The sequence below is a fragment of the Kiloniella litopenaei genome, from assembly GCF_000982415.1.
GTDB lineage: Bacteria > Pseudomonadota > Alphaproteobacteria > Kiloniellales > Kiloniellaceae > Kiloniella > Kiloniella litopenaei.
Genome location: NZ_LANI01000003.1, coordinates 313540 through 333065, shown reverse-complemented (window position 1 = coordinate 333065; position 19526 = coordinate 313540). Strand labels below are relative to the sequence as shown.

The 19526-nt window shown below is 47.4% G+C and carries 19 protein-coding genes and 2 riboswitches; of the genes, 13 read left to right on the top strand and 6 right to left on the bottom strand.

Features of this window, described 5'->3' with window-relative positions; all coding sequences use genetic code 11:
• Window positions 1-28: 28 nt before the first annotated feature.
• Both WH95_RS05685 and WH95_RS05680 read right to left on the bottom strand, forming a co-directional pair.
• Window positions 29-487, bottom strand: coding sequence for a methylglyoxal synthase (locus WH95_RS05685; protein ID WP_046504148.1), 459 nt, complete (start codon window positions 485-487; stop codon window positions 29-31).
• Window positions 488-521: 34 nt separating this feature from the next.
• Window positions 522-1445 (bottom strand): LysR substrate-binding domain-containing protein, encoded by a 924-nt coding sequence (locus tag WH95_RS05680; protein ID WP_046504146.1) that lies wholly within the window; start codon window positions 1443-1445, stop codon window positions 522-524.
• 102 nt (window positions 1446-1547) lie between these two features.
• Between WH95_RS05680 and WH95_RS05675 the strand changes: the two genes are divergently transcribed.
• The 3 genes from WH95_RS05675 to WH95_RS05665 all read left to right on the top strand — a co-directional run bounded on the left by WH95_RS05675 (window position 1548) and on the right by WH95_RS05665 (window position 6552).
• On the top strand, window positions 1548-3143 hold the full coding sequence (locus WH95_RS05675) for a trimethylamine methyltransferase family protein (protein WP_046504143.1): 1596 nt from the start codon (window positions 1548-1550) through the stop codon (window positions 3141-3143).
• 51 nt (window positions 3144-3194) lie between these two features.
• Window positions 3195-4379, top strand: a complete 1185-nt coding sequence (locus tag WH95_RS05670) for a mandelate racemase/muconate lactonizing enzyme family protein (protein WP_046504141.1) — start codon at window positions 3195-3197, stop codon at window positions 4377-4379.
• Window positions 4380-4512: 133 nt separating this feature from the next.
• Window positions 4513-6552, top strand: a complete 2040-nt coding sequence (locus WH95_RS05665) for an NADH:flavin oxidoreductase (RefSeq protein ID WP_046504140.1) — start codon at window positions 4513-4515, stop codon at window positions 6550-6552.
• Between the two features lie 15 nt (window positions 6553-6567).
• On the opposite strand, the gene WH95_RS05660 is transcribed toward WH95_RS05665, so the two are convergent.
• Both WH95_RS05660 and WH95_RS05655 read right to left on the bottom strand, forming a co-directional pair.
• Entirely contained in the window at window positions 6568-7266 is a 699-nt protein-coding gene (locus WH95_RS05660; RefSeq protein WP_046504137.1) for a GntR family transcriptional regulator, read from the bottom strand.
• Between the two features lie 84 nt (window positions 7267-7350).
• Entirely contained in the window at window positions 7351-8256 is a 906-nt protein-coding gene (locus WH95_RS05655; protein WP_046504135.1) for a DMT family transporter, read from the bottom strand.
• Window positions 8257-8366: 110 nt separating this feature from the next.
• On the opposite strand from WH95_RS05655, the gene WH95_RS05650 reads away from it, so the two are divergent.
• The 4 genes from WH95_RS05650 to WH95_RS05635 all read left to right on the top strand — a co-directional run bounded on the left by WH95_RS05650 (window position 8367) and on the right by WH95_RS05635 (window position 11712).
• Window positions 8367-9275 carry a LysR family transcriptional regulator gene (locus WH95_RS05650; RefSeq protein WP_082114000.1) on the top strand — a complete coding sequence of 303 codons (909 nt, stop codon included), beginning with the start codon at window positions 8367-8369 and terminating at the stop codon, window positions 9273-9275.
• 179 nt (window positions 9276-9454) lie between these two features.
• A complete protein-coding gene (locus WH95_RS05645; protein WP_052741825.1) occupies window positions 9455-10027 on the top strand; it encodes an arsenate-mycothiol transferase ArsC in 573 nt (190 codons plus the stop codon).
• A gap of 89 nt (window positions 10028-10116) precedes the next feature.
• The gene (locus WH95_RS05640) at window positions 10117-11019 is read left to right on the top strand and encodes a MipA/OmpV family protein (protein ID WP_082113999.1); all 903 of its coding nucleotides are present in this window, start codon (window positions 10117-10119) and stop codon (window positions 11017-11019) included.
• Between the two features lie 168 nt (window positions 11020-11187).
• Entirely contained in the window at window positions 11188-11712 is a 525-nt protein-coding gene (locus tag WH95_RS05635; protein WP_082113998.1) for a CBS domain-containing protein, read from the top strand.
• A 162-nt stretch (window positions 11713-11874) separates the two neighbouring features.
• Here the strand turns inward: WH95_RS05635 and WH95_RS05630 are convergent, their stop codons facing one another.
• On the bottom strand, window positions 11875-12696 hold the full coding sequence (locus tag WH95_RS05630; RefSeq protein ID WP_046504128.1) for a DUF4198 domain-containing protein: 822 nt from the start codon (window positions 12694-12696) through the stop codon (window positions 11875-11877).
• Between the two features lie 147 nt (window positions 12697-12843).
• A riboswitch (cobalamin riboswitch) is annotated at window positions 12844-13083 on the bottom strand.
• A 45-nt stretch (window positions 13084-13128) separates the two neighbouring features.
• Entirely contained in the window at window positions 13129-13740 is a 612-nt protein-coding gene (locus WH95_RS20450) for a TetR/AcrR family transcriptional regulator (RefSeq protein WP_052741824.1), read from the bottom strand.
• A 130-nt stretch (window positions 13741-13870) separates the two neighbouring features.
• Window positions 13871-14104: riboswitch (cobalamin riboswitch) on the top strand.
• A 198-nt stretch (window positions 14105-14302) separates the two neighbouring features.
• On the opposite strand from WH95_RS20450, the gene WH95_RS05620 reads away from it, so the two are divergent.
• From WH95_RS05620 to WH95_RS05595, 6 genes are all read left to right on the top strand, one after another.
• Complete coding sequence (locus WH95_RS05620) at window positions 14303-15106, top strand: DUF4198 domain-containing protein (RefSeq protein ID WP_046504125.1); 804 nt, start codon at window positions 14303-14305, stop codon at window positions 15104-15106.
• Between the two features lie 12 nt (window positions 15107-15118).
• Complete coding sequence (gene cbiM, locus WH95_RS05615) at window positions 15119-15916, top strand: cobalt transporter CbiM (RefSeq protein WP_046504122.1); 798 nt, start codon at window positions 15119-15121, stop codon at window positions 15914-15916.
• Entirely contained in the window at window positions 15903-16538 is a 636-nt protein-coding gene (locus WH95_RS05610; protein WP_046504119.1) for a hypothetical protein, read from the top strand. The genes cbiM and WH95_RS05610 overlap by 14 nt, the downstream gene beginning before the upstream one ends.
• Before the next feature lies 1 nt (window position 16539).
• The gene (cbiQ, locus tag WH95_RS05605) at window positions 16540-17325 is read left to right on the top strand and encodes a cobalt ECF transporter T component CbiQ (protein ID WP_046504115.1); all 786 of its coding nucleotides are present in this window, start codon (window positions 16540-16542) and stop codon (window positions 17323-17325) included.
• Entirely contained in the window at window positions 17325-17984 is a 660-nt protein-coding gene (locus tag WH95_RS05600; protein ID WP_046504113.1) for an energy-coupling factor ABC transporter ATP-binding protein, read from the top strand. Before cbiQ ends, WH95_RS05600 begins: the two co-directional genes overlap by 1 nt.
• A 279-nt stretch (window positions 17985-18263) precedes the next feature.
• Window positions 18264-19442 carry a TAXI family TRAP transporter solute-binding subunit gene (locus WH95_RS05595; RefSeq protein ID WP_281174805.1) on the top strand — a complete coding sequence of 393 codons (1179 nt, stop codon included), beginning with the start codon at window positions 18264-18266 and terminating at the stop codon, window positions 19440-19442.
• The last annotated feature ends 84 nt before the right edge of the window (window positions 19443-19526 follow it).

Below are 19526 nucleotides of genomic sequence, written 5' to 3'. Positions count from 1 at the left end.
TCTGGTTAAGTGATGAAATTGGCGGGGGTTAGACTGAACGAGTGACATACTCTTCGATCATGGGGTGAGCTGGCCGTTTTTGATAGCCTTCTTCGGTGATACCGCGCAGGATAAAGTCTGCAGTTGTGCGGTTACAAGCCACGGGTGTCTCGTAAAGCGTTGATATTCTGATCAAGGCTTTGACGTCAACATCGTGGGGCTGAGGGGTCATAGGATCAACAAGAAAGAACAGGGCATCCAGTTCATCATTGGAGATCAGGGCACCAATTTGCAGGTCACCGCCCAGTGGGCCACTTTTGAACGCTGTTATATCGTGATCAGGCAGATTTTCTGCCAACAGGCGGCCTGTTGTCCCCGTTGCAACAATGCGAAACTCTTTGAGCTTTTCTTTGTTCTCTTCGGCCCATTCAAGAAGCACGGGCTTCATGCGATCATGGGCAACCATGGCAATTGTTCGTTTGGGACTATTTGCGGAACTGCTGGACATTATTATCTCCTTGTTTGTTGGGCATAATATTGCGTTAATAGAGGCCATTGTCCAAGGAATTTTGCGAAGAAGTCAGCCAGTCTCGGACACGTTCCGCCTGGGGGCTTAATGGTTTGTGGTTGGGCCATAGGACCCAGAAGTCTCCACCAAAATGAACTGCTTCGTCATCCAGCTTGACCAAAAGGCCATGCTCAACCAGGTGATCTACAAGGTGCCACCACCCCAGGGCAATACCACCACCAGCCAGCGCAGCTTGAATAACCAAAGCATAATCGTTCAAGCGTAACCCTTCGCCGTAATCTTTCCAGACCAAGCCCTTGGCCTGAAACCAGTTATGCCAGTTTGGCCGGTCCCGATAGGGTTCTTCCAGATATATCAAGCGTCGTTCTGCCAGCTCGCCGGGGCTTTTCGGGCGCCCGTTTTCAGCAAGATATCGCGGGCTGGCAACTGGATAGACCTCTTCACTGGCGATTTGAATGGCATCATGACCGGGCCAATCACCCGTTCCCCGTCGTATCCCAAGCGGGATACCCTCTATCGCAGGGTCTATATCTTTATCTGTGGTTTGTAGCCGCAGATCAATTTCGGGATTTTTGGCCCGGAGCGTACCCAGCCTTGGCACGATCCAATAGTTGGCAAAGGCTGTTGAGCAAGAAAGTGTTATGCTGCCTTCACTATCTGAGCGTGAGAGTTCTTCCGCTGAACGGTGGATGTGACCAAGCCCCATGGTAACATCGTTATGAAAGCGCTTGCCCGCATTCGTTAGTTCAACCGAGCGATGTCCTCGATAGAAAAGCTGAACATTCAAGGCAGTCTCAAGCTGTTTGATCGCGTAGCTTATAGCGGCTTGACTGACATTGAGTTCTTCTGCGGCCCGGGCAAAGGATAAGTGCCTTCCTGCGGCCTCAAACGAGAAGAGTGAGGCAGGAGACTGGATAAGTGATTTTAATTTTCGCATAAATTAAACTTGGCCTAAGAATAAGATTTTTAGTCAGTCACAACTATATTGCATAAGTATACCATATGCCTATTCCTATTATTCTCGGCAGAAAGTAAGGCAATGGAACAGTCGGTCGATCATGTTGATAGTAATGAGCATCGTGTAGGAAGGGCCCGAAACCGTGGCCGCGCAGCCAGGCAAGCAAGTCGTATGGATGGTGCTGGACAGAACGCGCATCTGCAGGCGCCTTTTATAAGTCGAAACATTCCAACCTATGATCTTCTTGATGAAGAAAATTTGATCAAAATCGAAAAAGCTGCAGATACCATTCTTGCAGAGATCGGTATTGAGTTCCGCGAAGATCCGGAAACGGTTGAATTATTTCGAAAAGCAGGCGGGCAGGTTACAGATATTTCTGCGGAGGCCTGGAATATCAAATTTGAACCCGGCATGATTCGGGAACTCCTCAAAACCGCGCCTGAACGTTTTACGCAGCATGCAAGGAATCCGGCACGATCCGTAGAAATCGGCGGAGATGCCATGGTTTTTGCGCCCGCTTATGGATCACCTTTTGTGATGGATATGGACAAGGGGAGACGGTATGGAACCCTTGATGATTTTGAAAATTTTGTGAAGTTGGCTCAATCCAGTCCCTGGCTTCATCATTCCGGAGGGACGATTTGCGAACCGACGGATATTCCCGTCAACAAGCGGCACCTTGATATGGTCTATGCCCATATCCGCTATTCTGACCGTCCGTTTTTAGGATCAATCACGGCACCGGAACGCGCTGTGGATAGTATCGAAATGTGCCGCATTCTTTTTGGGTCGGAATTTGTTGATCAGAACTGTGTGATCATGGGGAACTTTAATTCCACCTCACCCCTGGTTTGGGATGGTATTTCCACTCAGGGCATTCGGGCCTATGCCGCTGCGGGGCAAGGCTCTATCCATTTGCCGTTTTTGCTGGGCGGTGCGGTTTGCCCGGTGACAATGCCGGGGGCCGTCGCACAAGGCTTGGCTGAATCCATGGTCGGCTGCGCCTTGACACAGCTTGCCAGGCCCGGTGCGCCCGCTATTTTGGCTTCTTTTCTCTCGTCCATGTCTCTCAGGTCCGGTAGCCCGACTTTTGGAACACCAGAGCCGGCACTGGGAAGCCTTGTTATGGGGCAATTGGCGCGACGATTGAAATTGCCCCTGCGTTGCGCGGGTAACTTTGCCACATCAAAATTACCGGATGGTCAGGCGATGGTTCAGGCCATGATGTCCATGATGTCGGCTGTACAGGGTGGTGTGAATTACGTTTTGCATTCTGCGGGTTTTCTGGATGGGCTACTTTCAATGTCTTATGAGAAATTCGTTATGGATACGGATCTTTGCGGGGCGTTGCATGCCTATCTCAAGGGACTTGAAATCAATGATGACACCTTGGGGTTGTCTTCGTTGCGCGAAGGTGGTCCCGGCGAGCATATGTTTGGCACGGCGCATACGCTTTCTCATTATGAGACGGCCTATTGGGACACAGAACTCAACGACGATCAGCCTTTTGAAAGCTGGAGTGAGCAGGGTGGTGATGACGCCATGATTAGAGCCAATCGCAGATGGAAAAAAATATTGGCTGACTATCAGGCACCGCATTTGGCCGAAGATAGAGATGAAGCATTGCTTGATTTTATGAACCGACGGAAAACGGAAATGAAGGATGCCTGGTACTAGAAGTTTTATTTGTCAGCTGAATGAAGGTTGCGAAATTGGCGAGGCCTGATCATGAAAATCACGGATATTAAAGTCACTCATGTAAACGTTCCTTTTGATGCGCCTTTCTGGTGGACAGCGGGCCTTTATCCCGGGGCATCAAAATCCATTATCGAAGTTTTTACTGATGAAGGTGTCGTCGGACTGGGGGAAGCGCCCTGGTGGCATTTTGGTGAGATTATCAAGGAAGAGATTGCGCCCGCTCTTATTGGTGCTGATCCTTTGGATATTGCCAGTTGTGAAGCCCGTTGTGTGCCACCGTGGCAGATAACGGCAAATACGGGTGAAAATGCAATCACAATAGCCTTTGGGGCGCTGGAACTTGCACTTTGGGATATCCGTGGAAAAGTCATGAACATGCCGCTCTATAAAGTATTGGGTGGTGCTGTCAGGAAAGAGATTCCCTTTACAGAGTATTTTGCTTTTCGACCGGAAAACAATGGGGCGGGTGGTGAAATGACCCCCGAGGCCATTGTCGATTACTGTCTGAAGATGAAAGAAGAGCATGGCTCGAGCTATTTTGAGGGCAAGCTTATTCAGGGAGATCCCGAGCTTGAAATCAAGACGGTTCGCCTTTTGAGGGAAGCTCTTGGCCCCGATGCCATGCTGCGGCTTGATTCAAATATGCAATGGTCTTTAACTACGGCACGTTGGGTTTTGAGAGAGCTTGAACCATACAATATTCGCAACTATGAGGACCCGGTTGCGACATTTGAAGAAATGGCCGAATTGCGCCGCCATTCGATCATTCCCTTTTCAACTCATGTGCCGGATTTACGGCGTGCTGTTGCCTTGGGCGCACCCGATTATTTCGTCTGTAACTTTGCGGCGTTGGGCGGCATTGGAAAAACAATGAAGTTTATCGCGGCTTGTGAAGCCATGGGTAAAGGCTTTTGGTGCTATTCAAATGATCTGGGCATTATGACTGCTGCCTATTTGCATGTTGTTGCCGCAACGCCCTGGATTACAGAGCCATCACAGTCCCTGTTCCGCTGGCAAGTTGGGGACGTCATTGAAAACGGGCCCTTCCGCCAGACAGATAATACCATAGCTGTTCCGGAAGGGAACGGTCTGGGGGTGGAACTGGATGTTGAAGCGATGAAGCGTTGGCATGAACACTTCATTGAAAATGGTCCCATGAGCCATTTCAATGATCCAAACAATCCCGGCCTGTTTCGTCAGTTACCGCTTAATTAAACAACTGAGCTCGGTACGCAATCTTCTGCCGAGTTAGGTTTTGATACTACACTAATGACAACCTCGGGCAGGAAAATAGGCAGAAGCCAAATCAAGAAACTGAACCGGGACAAGAATAAAACAGGAGAGAGAAATGGCCAGTAATGATCCTTTGTTACAGCCCTATAAGCTGAAGCATTTGACCATTAAAAACCGGATCATGACCACAAGTCACGAACCTGCTTACCCCGAAGACGGAATGCCCAAGGATCGTTACCGTGCCTATCATGAAGAGCGGGCCAAAGCAGGGGTGGGTATGACCATGACTGCGGGGTCTGCCGCGGTATCCCGTGATAGCCCACCTGTGTTCAACAATGTGTTGGCCTACAAGGACGAAGTTGTCCCCTGGATGAAAAAAGTGACCGATGCATGTCATGAACATGGATGCGCGGTGATGATCCAGTTGACCCATTTGGGGCGCAGAACAGGATGGAACAAAGGGGACTGGCTACCGGCTGTTGCGCCGTCACATCATCGCGAAGCTTCGCATCGGGCCTTCCCTAAGCAACTTGAGGATTGGGATATCCTCAGAATTATCGAAGACTATGCCGATGCGGCAGAGCGAATGAAAGCTGCAGGATTGGATGGCATAGAACTGGAAGCCTATGGCCATCTGATGGATCAGTTCTGGTCTCCGCGCACCAATACACTGGATGGTGAGTATGGCGGATCGCTGGAAAACAGAATGCGCTTTTCACTTAATGTGCTGGAGGCAATTCGAAAGCGTGTGGGTGACAAGTTTATCGTTGGTATTCGCTACACCGCGGATGAAGCTGACAAAGACGGAATTTCCGCTGCAGAAGGAATTGAGATTTCAAAGCGTTTACAGCGTTCTGGAATGGTCGATTTTCTCAATGTTATTCGCGGGCATATTGATACGGACCCGGGCCTAACAGATGTTATTCCTGTACAGGGTATGAAATCAGCGCCCCATCTGGACTTTGCCGGGGAAGTGAAAAAGGCCACGGGGATGCCAACCTTTCATGCCGCGCGTATTCCTGATGTGGCAACAGCGCGTTATGCGGTTGCCGAAGGGCTTCTGGATATGGTTGGTATGACCCGTGCCCATATGGCTGATCCGCATATTGTAAAAAAAATTATGGCGGGACGCGAAGATGATATCCGTCCCTGTGTCGGGGCCACCTATTGTCTGGATCGTATCTATCAGGGCGGGGATGCGCTGTGCATCCATAATGCGGCGACGGGTCGGGAACTGACTATGCCGCACGATATTCTGCCTGCAGACAAAGTACGTAGAGTTGTAATCGTGGGTGCAGGACCCGCTGGACTTGAAGCCGCGCGGGTTTCAGCTGAACGCGGACACGATGTTATTGTCTTCGAGGCTGCACCGGAACCGGGGGGACAAATTCGTCTGTCCGCACAAAGTCAGCGCCGGGCCGAGATGATTTCGATCATTGACTGGCGCATGGCACAATGTTCTGCCCGGGATGTAGAGTTTCGCTTTAATACCTGGGCCGAAGCGGCAGATATTGAGGCGGAAAATCCTGATGTTGTTATTATTGCAACAGGCGGCTTGCCCCATACAGAAGTTCTTGAAAGCGGAAACGAGTTGGTGGTTTCCAGCTGGGATATCATTGCCGGTGATGTTAAACCGGGACAGGATGTTCTGGTTTATGATGATGCGGGTGACCATGCGGGATTGCAGGCTGCCGAGGTCATTGCCAATACAGGCGCAAAAGTTGAAATTATGACGCCGGACCGTAGCTTTGCGCCTGATGTCATGGCAATGAATCTGGTGCCTTATATGCGGTCGATGCAAGAAAAGGATGTGACCTTTACCGTTACCTACCGCTTGAAAGATGTCGGGCGTGACGGTAATCGGCTACGGGCCAAAATCGGTACTGACTATAGTGATCTGATCAAAGAGAAGGATTACGATCAGGTTGTGGTCAATCACGGGACCATTCCGATGGATGAAATCTATTTTGATCTCAAACCTGCGTCTGTAAATCTTGGTGAGCTGGACCACAAAGCTTTTATTGATGGGAAACCGCAAAAGATTGCTACAAATGCGGATGGCACGTTTCAGCTTTTCAGAATTGGTGATGCCGTTGCTGCACGGAATACTCATGCGGCGATCTATGATGCGCTGAGACTTGCGAAAGATTTATAGGAAAAGCGTGTAAATTTAGGGATCTACGGATTTATCCTGCTTGAGCTTCTCGTGAATGACACTCTGGGCTGATTCCAGATGTTTAACGAGAAGCTCTTTTGCCCTGTTGCTATCGCGGGCAATACAGGCGGTAATCAGTTGCTGGTGCTCTGCATTGCTTCGTGTTTGTGAGGATGGTTCTTTTAAGCTCAGTCTTAGATAGCGCTCTGATGTGGTGAAAAGAATACTCTGGAATTTATATCCGATGGTTTCTTTCGCACCGGATAGAATGATTTCATGAAACTGGCGGTTAAGCTCGCCCAGTTCTTTCTGATTTTTTGATTGCGCTTCGCGAGTAATCAGATTTTGGGCGTTGGTAAGATCTTCATTCGTAAGGTTCGGGATTGAGAGCTGTAACAAATGGGGTTCAATTACTTTTCGCAGCTCAAAAATTTCAATCATTTCCCGAATGGAACCCGGCAACACCCGTGCGCCTCGGTTTCTTTCAAAGCTAATAAGGTTTTCACCTTCCAGTGTTCTAAGGGCTTCCCTGACCGGAATTTTGCTAACGCCCATTGCATCAGCAGCTGTATCCTGTCGGACAAGACTGTGGGGCGGTAAGGTGCCTGAAATGATTGCTTCGCGAAGGACGTTGGCAACAAAAACAGGGGTTGATACCTGTTCATCGGTAAAACGAGAGACGATGCTTTTTAAGTCACTTTGATCGTTGGTCATCGAGTGTTTTATTCAACCCTTCTCATTTGTGAGACTCTGGTCACTTTATCGGATTATAATACACAACATTCAGAGATTGGTATCTCATTGAGATTGCGAAAGTCTTTTACGATAGATACCCATCCCAATCAAACAGCCTGTAACGATGATGATTGCGCCCAGGGCTGTAGACCAACTCAAGTGTTCGCCAAAGAGCACAAAGCCTAACAGAGCCGAGAATAAGATCGAGCTATAGGTTAAGGGGGTTAGCAGAACCACTTCTGCTTTTCGGAAGGCGAAGAGATTCAAGGTCTGTCCGAGGATGGCAATGGGACCCATAAGAAGAACTGGCCACCAATTCACGAGATCTTGCCAATGTCCCCAGATCAATGATGGGATCAATAGCAAGAGGCTTGCCAGACCATTGACGTAGAGAAGGGTTACGGGAATGGCTTCGCGTTCACTGACAAATTTAATGACGATGATTTCAACAGCCATGCAACAAGCTGCGAGTAATGCAATGAGGGCAGCCGTGCTGAAAAAGGCGCTTTGTCCCCCGCCTGCGCTGTTGGACGCAACAAGGCTTGCACCAAGAATGGTGATGATAATTGATGCCCAATGTCGGGGAAGAACACGCTCACCTAATATGATGCCTGCGAGAATAAGGACAATGGCCCCATTGGAGAAGCTGATGGTAATGACATCAGCAAGCGGGATCTGTGACGCAGCGATGACGACGCAGGCAACTGAACCAATACCGGCAATTGAACGTCCGATATGGAGCAGGCCGAAACTGCTTCTCAGACTGTTACCTTTGTGGTGCCATCTCCACACCGTTGGCAGTAGAAAAATTAAGCCTCCTGTATAGCGGATAAACACAATTTGAAACCATGGCAGGTCAGTGGCTGAACCTTTGGGCAGCGCAAACATGGCAGAGAAAAGGAAGGCAGCAAATAACACGGCCAGCATTGATTGGATATTGGTTTTATTCGGGGTTGTACCTTCGGACATATTCTGGTGCCTAATACTTGCCTAATTTCCGGTTTTCATAAAATATATCTATTCATCTGTGTATGATATGAAAAAAAATGCAATTTTGATATTCACTATTGAATGGGTTTATGATGCTTAAGTCGCCTTATGATTGGGATGATATCAGGGTTTTTCTTGCTGTTTATGAAATGAAATCTTTTTCTGCTGCAGCAAGGGAACTGGGGCTTAGTCAGCCGACTGTGGGGCGCCGAATAAAATCGCTCGAAGGTGGATTGAAAAGTCGTTTGTTTGAACGATTGTCAGAGGGGCTGTGCCCGACTGAAGCTGGCGTGATGCTCGCATCCAAAGCCTTCCCTATGGCCGAGGCCGCAGAAACGCTAAATCGCCAAAGCACATTGTTGGCAGCGGATTCAGTTGGCACTGTCCGAATATCAATGAATGAGCAGGCAGGAATGCTTATCTCTGAACATGTGCATCAAATTAGACGGGCCTTGCCGGGCATAGAGCTGGAGTTAATCACGACGCATGTAGAGGCAAGCCTGTCGCGGCGAGAAGCTGATTTGGTCATTCGGTTTTGTAAGCCGAAACAGGGTAACCTTTTTACGCAGAAGCTGACAGAGATGCCGTTTGCTGTTTTTGGTGCAAAGGGGTGTGATATTGAACCTCTGTCCCCAAAGGGTGATCTCAAGGTCTGGCTTGAGCAAAAATATTTGCCTTGGATTGGATGGGATGAAGAACACAGCTATCAGCCCGATGCGACCTGGATGCGGTCAACACTCAAAATGGTGACGCCGGTTATTCGAATTAGCAATGCCCTGATGATGCAAACGATAATACGTGATGACCTTGGCATAGGATTATTGCCTTCTGCAGCGGGAGATCATGATCCTCAGCTGATTAGATTGACGCCGGATATACCCGGGCTGGTTTCAAACCTGCATTTGATTGTCCACGGGGATCTGCGTTTTGTGCCTGCAATCCGATCTGTAATGAATGAACTGATTTCTATTTTCAGAACGAAGGCGGTTGCCTGCTAGCCCTTGTTTTGACTAGGAAAGGGTATGTCCACTAGATGAAATTCATAAATGAGTCATGTGCTTTTCATGCTATTGATATTTATCTGGCGTAGATGTCTCTGACCCACGAAATGATAATCTAATCATAGTCTATTGATCTGGGTGTTTCGAATACTGTTGCATATAAAGGTTATTCCGAAATGGCGCAAAAACCAGTTCATGTTCTCTTTTTAAGCACGGCAAATTCAGCCAGAAGTTTGATTGCTGAAACTCTTCTGCGGGATTTTGGCGGTGGACGTGTTCGAACCTTTAGCGCCGGAACGCAACCTGATGGACAAATGTTGCCTTTGGTCGAAGAGTTCCTTGAGGCCAAGGGATACGACACAGCCGGTCTTTTCTCCAAAACGCACAAGCTTTTTATGGAAGACGGCGCCCCGGATATTGATCTGGTTATTAGCATTAGTGCGCCGGATGAAAATGAACCTGTGCTGGGGCCGTTAGGTGCCTTGAGGGTGCATTGGCAAATGCCAAGCATCCACGCGCTGAAAGCATCTTCAGATCAAAAGAGGTTTATTAAAATTATTTACAAGCAGTTGGAAGATTCTATCTGTCAGGCACTACAGCCGTCGTGGGACGGTTTGTCCGCACGTGATGTGCAACGCCTTTTTGAACAGGTAGGACCTGTAACGCAGCAGGGTAATAAGCTGGACAATGAATTTGTTCCAGAACGTTACTTTGGTGATTTTACAGGTACAGAATTGGCCTTGGCCTAAAAATATTTTCATTTAACAGCAACGGTCAGCCCTCTGTCAGAAAGTCCCCTTATAACCACGGTATATTTTCGTTGTTTAATGAGGGACTCATGCTTAGGCACCGTTCTATATTTTCCTGTATGTTTTCATCTGTCGCTATCGGCACAGGTGTTAAAGCGAAGAATTTTATTCAGGGCAAGTCAGTCAGACTGGCATTTTTCACGTCGTTGATTTCTCTGGGGCTTGCATCGCCGACCATAGCTGGCGGCCAATCGACCGCAGGTAATCCAGAAACAGACAGCTTTGTGGATGCTGCGTTAAGTGATTGGGATTTTACCATTGGTGCCGGGGCCGGTTTTGGACCTGATTATGAAGGGTCTGATGATTACGGTGTCGGGGCTATGCCTGTTCTCGAAGCGTCCTGGCGGGATGATACCTTTTTTATCTCGATTGATCGTGGCATTGGTGCAACCTTGCTGCGTTCAGAGCATTTTAGCGGTGGCGTTTCCCTGAATTACGACTGGGGCCGGGATGAAGATGATAATTCTGCGCTCAAGGGACTGGGTGATGTTGAAGGTGGTCTCGCGGGGACAGCTTTTGCCGAAATCGATTTGGGAATGTACGGGTTCGGGCTGGATATTACACAGGACCTGAGTGGCGAAGACAAAGGCCTTCTGGCTAATTTCAATGCCGAGTATCGTCACAGTTTCCTTGATGAACGCCTGTGGATTTCAGCAGGTCCCTCTGTCAGCTGGGCATCGGAAGATTATATGCAGTCCTATTTTGGAGTGGACAGTAAACAGGCTTCCAGAAGCAGGTATAATCAGCACGATGTTGATGCAGGCTTTAAGGATGTGGGTTTTAACGTAGGGGCGATGTACAGCTTTGATGAAAGCTGGGCAATGACGGGTACTCTGGGTTATGCGCGTTTGCTTGGGGATGCGGCAGACAGCCCATTCGTTAAGAGCAAAAACCAGTTCTTCAGCGGCATAGCGATTACCTATTCTTTCTAACGCTTGTGTTCTCCGGAACAGGACTTATTCGATCCGCCAACTGTCCCGGAAGTCTATTGAAGACGTTTTCTTTGATTGGATCTTCCGGGAACTTTTTTGAAACAAAAGTTATGTCCTAAATTTCTTGTGCTATACTCAAAAGACAGCAGAACACGAGGAGGATGATAAATGCTATTTTCCGGTGATTTCAGTGCCGTTGTTTGCCAAAGTGATAGCGGTTCTGGCTCAGCCCAGACGGGAGGAGTTTCGGGAGGAGCTTCTGGGGGAGCTGTTAAGGATATTCTAGCTGATAAAGGGGGCGAAATTCATACCATCACAACAGGGCATACTGTGCAGGAAGTCATTGATACTTTGAATTCGTTTAAAATCGGTGCTTTGGTTGTTGCTGATGATAATAACTGCCCGATTGGTATTGTCTCTGAACGTGATGTCGTGGTTGGAATCGGGCAAAAGGGCAAAGAGCTTTTTGCTGAGAAAGTTGATACGATTATGACGGCCAATCCTGTATGCTGTGCGCCAGATGCACGGGTGCATGATGTAATGCAAAAAATGACTGATGGTCGTTTTCGCCACATGCCGGTTGTCTCTGATGGCAAATTGTGTGGAATGATTTCTATTGGTGATGTGGTACGTAAACGGTTGTTGGAACTGGAGTACGAAAACAAACAGATGATGGCCTATATGTCTGGATAAACTATATCTGGCTAGGCCGATTTTGGTGAATGCTTTATGTAATAAAGTTACCTGTGCACATAAGTGCCTGTGAATAAGCGGAGGACTCAATAACTGAGCCCGCCGCTTTGTTGTTTTGGAAGCCTGCCTTTTTGACTGGCTTTATGAAAACATGATGTTCTATTAAGGCATGTCTTGGGTATGAACCCAGATCAACCCGCCTTCTTCAACCTGTGCATCTGTGCCGTCCGGTGCGGGCAAGGTTTTGCCGTTATCTAACAGGGCGGCGAACCCCCACCATCCTGCTTTTGGCATTGCATAGTGAAAGACGCCGTTCTTGTCGGCATGCACAACCTGCGTGATAAAGGGGGTCGCCGGAATATCGACCTTTCCTTGACCTCGATATTCGATCTCGATAACCGCATTTGGCTCTGGTTGCCCATTATTGAGTACCTGACCGGAAAAAATATTGTTGGCCCACAGGCCGTATGGTCTGCTCAGGGGCATAATTTCAACAGGTAATCCGACAGGTTGGTCCCATCCGTTTTCCAGACCATAGGCGTTCACCAAAACTTTTGTGTAGTGGATGATCATCGCTTGCTCTTCTGGTTCCCAATAGGGTTTGGGGACGAGGTAGAAGCTATAGTCACCAGCACGCTTTATTTTGTGATCTGCGGTGTAGGATGTGGCGTTCGCCGGGTTGAATTTTCCTTCCAGCTTTGTTGCTTGCAGTGATTTTGTTAAATCATACTTCTTGCCTGCGACTTGAACGCCGAATTGATCTGGACGTTCCATTTCCATAAGTGGGGCCCCTTCCATCGGATGGGTAAAGCGAATGTCGAATGAAAAATCGCTCTCCGCACTTTTGGTGATCAAGGGGATAGAGGGAATTAGCTCAATGAAATGAGCCATGGCCTTTTGTGATGAAAGTACTGTTAGGGAAATAGCTAAGAGAAGAAAGCTCAATGAATGTGAGAGTTTTTTTTCTTTGGATCTTAAAAACATGGTACGCGCCTTGTCTAAAAAAGTTATGACAATGGCAGGACGAGTTTAGATACCGATTAGAGAAATCAGTTTAGAACCGCGCCTTGCCACTATCGACAGGCACGCCACTCGACGGAAAACCGCCCTAATGAACACCCCGTTCATCAGACAGGTGACGTTAAACCGGCAGGTCTCCTGGCTTGCAACGCAAGAGCATTGTTCCTTCCCGATATAAAAATTCAGAGCGAATTATCTCTGAAAAATACCAGTGGTTATAACAAGCTTTAAGTTGCTTACAGTTGCGGGGGCAGCCACGGCTCAAGATCCCCTGATGGGTAGATCTCTCCGTGTTCCCTATTATTTCCGGATCAAATTTTCATCCGAAAAACCGATTCCGGCGAAGTGTCTCTTTTTCGGGCCAGCAGATCAATGGAATTGTGTGTGAACTGAGAATTAAATTTGGCCGCGAGTCACTTTGCTGTCTGAAAGGAGTGCTCTTGTTTGAATCGAGGCTAAATCGCGTGCCCAACTGTCGGGGGCATCAGGGAAAAGGCTGTAAAAGCCGATGTATCCTGTGTAATCAATTACGGCGTAATTACGTGCGGCTTCCAGGGGGAGGTTGGATGATTTCTGATACATTTCGGTTAACAAGCTAATGCGTATTTCGTCGACTTTTGTGACAACGTCCTTTACCTGATTATCCGTTTGTGCCCATGCCCGTATGGCTAAATCTATGGCGAGATCTTTTTCAAAGGCGAGATTGAAAAGCATTTCGTATTGAGCTTCGGGATCTTCGACACCCTTTATTTCATCAAAAATATCTTGAGTAAAATCCTTTTCCCAAAAGGAAAGCAGTTGTTTTTTGAAGGCTTCAAAGCTTTTAAAGTGGTGGTAAAAGCTGCCTTTGGTTAGGTGAAGCTTTCTGCATAACCGCGGAATATTTAGTGTCTGAAAGCCTTCTTCTGATAAAATTTTCATAGCAGCGTCAAGCCAACTCTGACCGCCGGGTGTCTTCTTCGACTTGGTATCTGAGGGGGGCATGATTGTAACTCGTATCAAATTCATTCAGGGCATACCTATAAGTATGGCAGATGATTTTAAATGCCAAGTAAATATCCCGTAGAATTGCCACGTAAATCACTTAAGCCTATTGAATATTTTGACATCTTGGCCTTGCAGGATTTTCCTTCTACGCATAAACTCACGCCATGCATGGTTCCCCATGGATGAAGTCGTCCGGGGATTAAAAGGGAACGCGGAGAGATCTACCCATCAGGGGATCTTGAGCCGTGGCTGCCCCCGCAACTGTGAACGGTGAGTTCTTACCAATTATGACCACTGGCATGACCAACGGGTTGGATGCCGGGAAGGTTTGGTGATTGAGCAACGATCCGTGAGCCAGGAGACCTGCCGGCATAATGTCACTGGACCAAAGGGCGGGGAGTACCATTGGTGACGGACATCCGTTTGTGGCGTGCCTTTGAGCCAAGCTGCTGGAATAAGCATAATCAATACGTTTGTTTATGCTTCGACGAGATGTCTGACTTATCTCTCGCAATCCAATCAGCTTAAATTTAGGAACGTTGTCTTCAATATGTAGCTTGAAGATAGGGGATTTTTGAACGCGATGAAAAAAGTTCTTCTTAGTGGAGCTGTTGCTTGTGGTGTCGCTTTTGGCGGACTGGCAACTTCTATATCTGGTGCGCAAGCACATTTTCAATTGGTTTTTACACCTGAAACAATGCTCGAGAAAGGTGGGGAAATAACACTAAAAATGCCTTTCACACATCCAGCCGAATCAGGACATGTGATGGAAATGGCCGCCCCAGAAGAGTTTTATGTTGTTCGTAAAGGCAAAAAGAAAAACCTGATGGATAGCTTGAATATTATCGAATGGACCAGTAGCGAAAATACAGGAAAAGCCTATGAAGCTTCTGTAAAATTGCGTGGTCTTGGGGATAATGTTTTTGTTCTCAATCCTGCACCTTATTATGAAGCAAGTGAAGACATCTTTATCCAACAGATTACAAAGTCTTATGTAAATGTCGGTGATCTGCCAACTGATTGGGCTGAGCCTCAGGGATTGAAAACGGAAATTCGTCCACTGACAAAACCGTACAATGTTATTGCGGGTGGTACGTTCTCGGGTGTGGTTTTGTCCGAGGGAAAACCTGTTCCTTTTGCTGAGATTGAAATTGAATACCTCAACTATCCGGTTGATTCTGAAAATAATCGTTTTGCAACTGAAGGCCAGATTTCGACTCCTGCACACGCAATTCTAGCGGATGCGTCTGGTACCTTTACCTTTGGTATTCCCGAAGAAGGTTTTTGGGGCTTTGCTGCCCTAGGTTCTGGCCCAGACAAAGAGCACGAAGGCAAGGAACTTTCACAGGATGCTGTTATCTGGGTTCAGGCCCGGGATGTTGATTAGGGATAAATAGCGATGCACATCGTTGATGGTGCCTTATCTAATCCAGTTCTCATCGGTGGTGGCATTATTGCCGCTGCCGGTGTGGCCTATAGTCTGAAAAAGCTGGAACCGGAAGATTTACCCCGGGTAGGTGTTTTGTCCGCTGTTTTTTTCGTGGTTTCTTTGATTCACGTACCGCTTGGTTTTTCTTCTGTTCATCTTATCCTGAATGGGCTGTTGGGTATTATTCTAGGGTGGGCGGCCTTTCCGGCGCTGGTTGTCGCTTTGTTACTTCAGGCGGTTTTCTTTGGCTTTGGCGGATTGACTGTATTGGGAGTGAATGCCGTCAACATCGCTTTCCCTGCTGTGATGGTCTTCTTTATCTGTCGGTGGGGAATTACCGCTCAGCAACAGAATCTTGCTAAACTTGTGGCTGATGTACTGTTTGCCATTTTCTTCATTTTGTCTATCTGGGCGGGTGTCTCTCTTTATGAAGCCTTCCAAGTCGAAGGGGCAACCTGGCGTGTATCCGTGAACAGTATTTCCTTGGCGCTTTTTGCGTTGGTCATGATTTATGGGTACATCCTCTACCGTCGAAAGACTCTGTCTGTTGCGGGTTTTTGGGGGTTTCTGGGCGGATCGCTATCTATTTTCTTTACCTCTGTTATGGTTGCCATTTCGCTGGCCCTATCCGGAGATGAGTTTGTAAAGGCAGCCGAATTTGTCATCGTTGCACACTTCCCGGTTATGGCTGTGGAAGGTATTTTGACAGCAGCGACTATTCAATTAATTACAAAAGTCAAACCGGAGCTTATCAATGCTGTACGGTAAATTAAGATTTGCAGCGCTTGTGCTGGCATCTTTTTTAATATTTGGCCTTTCTTCCAATGCTTGGGCGCACAAGGTTATTTCGGCCGCTTATCCAGATGGAAATCTGATCGAAGGTGAAATTGGATTTTCCAATGGGGATATGGCGAAAAACCTTCTTGTTGAAGTCTTTGACACAGCAGGTAACAAGTTGGGCGAAACAACAACCGACGAAGAAGGTTTTTTTGTTTTCACGGCCACAAAAAAAATTGACCATATTTTCCGCGCGAATTTGAGTGCTGGGCATATTGCGATGCTTACTGTAACAGCAGACGAATTGCCTGATGACCTTATAGGTGGAAGTATTGCTGATGCCACAGGGAACCAAGACGCAGCGTCTTCTGAAAAGGATGCTGCTGTTCCGTCGAACTTGTCTGATACAAAACTTGTGGTAATGGATCAGGCTGCATTGGAGAAACTTTTATCAAAAACCTCAAAAGAGGTTCGGTCTTTGCGGAAAGAGCTGGCGCAATATAAAGAAGAACGTCGCATGCAGGATATCCTGGGGGGCATAGGCTATATCCTTGGGATCTTTGGTATAGCATCTTTCCTTCTTGGTCGTTTCAAGACAACTAAGGGCGCGTGATATGACACAGGTTTTAGGCGAAGTTTCGCAATCCTGGACTGTTAAGAACGATCAGAGCAAATCTGAAGCGTTTTTAAAGAGTCTGGACCCGCGCGTTCGCCTTGTTTCCTGTGTATTATTCGCTTTTCTTATTTCGGCAATGCATGATTTGGGGGCTCTTACCCTTGCACTTGGCATCGGCTTGGGGCTTTCCCTGTCATCTCGTTTGCCGTTATGGACAACAATTCGCAAGGTGATTGTTGTTGATTCATTCATTGTTGTTCTGATGTTGACGTTGCCCTTTACAATGGCGGGTGAAACTCTTTTTTCTGTCTGGGGATGGGATGCCAGTAAAGAGGGCCTATACCGAGCTGCAGAGGTTGGGTTAAAGGCGAACGCGATCCTCTTTTCCCTGATGGGATTGGTGGGCATTATGGAACCATCCGTTTTGGGGCATGCACTTTACCGGCTTAGAGTTCCGGCGAAGCTGGTCCATCTTTTTCTTTTCACCGTGCGTTATATTGATGTGTTCTACAAAGAATACAAAACGATGCGTATGGCAATGAAAGCCCGTGGTTTTGTTCCGCGGACGAATATCCATACATTGCGGTCAATCGGATATTTGATCGGCATGATGTTGGTTAGAAGTCTTGAGAGATCTGATCGCATTATGGAAGCGATGAAGTGCCGCGGGTTCGACGGACGGTTCCATGTTCTCAATAATATGAAGATAGAAAAACGTGATCGTGTTTTTGCCGTTTGCGTGGCTGTGGTTATTTTAAGCCTGATCGCTGTGGAGTATTTTTGATGGCATCGCTGATTTCGTTGCGTGGTTTACACTTTGCCTATGCAAATGGTTTGGATGTTCTCAAAGGTATCGACTTTGATTTGCAGGCCGGTGATCGTGTCGCGTTAACAGGTAGCAACGGGGCTGGAAAAAGCACCCTCTTGCGTCTGATAAATGGTTTGGAAACGCCCAACAGTGGTGAAATCCATGCATTTGGCGCTATGCGTCGACAAGAAAAAGATTTCCGTGATGTCCGGGTGCGTGCCGGATTGGTTTTTCAAGATCCCGATGACCAGCTTTTCTGCCCAACCGTTGCCGAAGATCTTGCTTTTGGCCCTTTGAATTTGGGTAAGTCAGCTAAGGAAGTTGGCGAAATTGTTGCGCGAACGTTGGAGCTACTAAGGCTGGAACATTTAGCCGATAGAATAACGCATAAGCTATCTGGCGGGCAAAAACGTCTCGTTGCCCTTGCAACGGTTATGGCGTTGGAGCCCGAGGTTCTTTTGCTTGATGAGCCAACAAATGATTTGGACCGGGATACAAAACAACATTTGATCTCGCTTCTGACAGAGCTTCCGCAAGCCATGATTATTGTGTCGCATAACCATCATTTTCTGAACAGGGTCGCGACGCGTCAGGTTGAACTATCTGATGGTGTTCTGATCGAACAGGCAGCCTGATGATAACGTTATTTATAACTTGCCAATTAATGCCATAATTATACCCATTCCCCGTCATTATTGTTTGTTCTCTTCTTACAGGTAATAAAAAAAACTGTATGGGAAATAGCCTTGCTTTCGACGGAATTTGATTTCATCAACAGATGCCAGAGGATCAGTTTTTTTGAGCAACAAAAAAATCGTTAACTGCGCAAGGTTATAATTAACTTTTAACTAGTTATGTCGTAGGATAAGAAAAGCTTCCCAGCGACTAATCTGTTATAAGAGAAAGGCAGTCGGTTGTTTTCGACGTCCTCAGAGTATCGTTCCTTTATAAAGAACTTTCAAAAATTCGTTTTTGTCGCTTTCACTCTATGTTTATCAATGTTCTCGAGCATCAGTTTTGCTCAGGATACGCCTGTGTTTCGAATAGGAACCGGGGCGACGATTGGTAATTATTTTCCGCTGGGCGGTATTATTGCCAGTTCTATCAGTAAACCTGTTGGATCCCGGGCATGCGAAAAAGGTGGTAGTTGCGGCGTTGACGGTCTTCTGTCTGTCAGTGTCTCGACGCAAGGATCTGTTTCTAATGTCATTGGCATTTCTAACGGCACCCTTGAAGGGGGCTTTGCGCAAGCAGATGTTGTTTTCTGGGCTTTGCGCGGCGAACATGTTTTCCGGACACGTGGGGCTATTGGCAATTTGCGAAGTGTTGCGAACCTTTATCCCGAAGCAATGCATCTCGTCGTGGGAATCAACAGCGGTATCCGTACGCTCGAAGACCTTGCGAAGAAAAAAATTTCTATTGGACCAGCTGGTTCCGGGACAAATGCGGCTGCGCAATTGTTGCTGGAAACCCGGGGTGTCAGAGTTCCCAAAGAAAATATGTTCACCTTGTCCGATAGTGAATCATACGAAGCGATAACCAGTGGCGAAATTGATGCCTTTTTCATTATTGCAGGTGCCCCCGCGAGATTGGTTACCGTTTTAACCGACCGACACAAAGCAAGGTTGTTATCCCTCAGTAAAACAGACGTAGAGATTCTGGAAGAGATATACCCATTCTTTTCGGGGGGTACGATCGGGGTTGGCACCTATAAAAATACGTCTGATACCTTGGCCTTGATGGTTCCGGCACAATTTCTTGTGCGTGAAGATCTGGACGACGAATTAATTTATGGCATTACGAAAGCATTATGGCATGAATCAACTGCGGCTAATTTGGCCAAAGGGCATGCGCTTGGCCGTTTTATCACCCGGGAAACGGCCTTGGATGGTTTGATTTTACCTCTACATCCCGGGGCAGAACGATTTTATCGTGAAATTGGGATGATCCCTGACGTCGAAGAGACTTTTACCGACGAGGAACCTGACGAAGATCCGAGTGGTTCTGTCGAGGAAGACCAGACTTTGATTCCGGATGAAACGTCGAAAGAAACTAACTCGGTTGATCATGATGAACAGGTCAGTCAGGAATGAAGGCTGTGCTTAGTTTCACTGTTGGTCATGGTGTTGTCTGGGATATTGGCATGATTAAGTTTGTTTGTGCTGGTTAATTTCAGG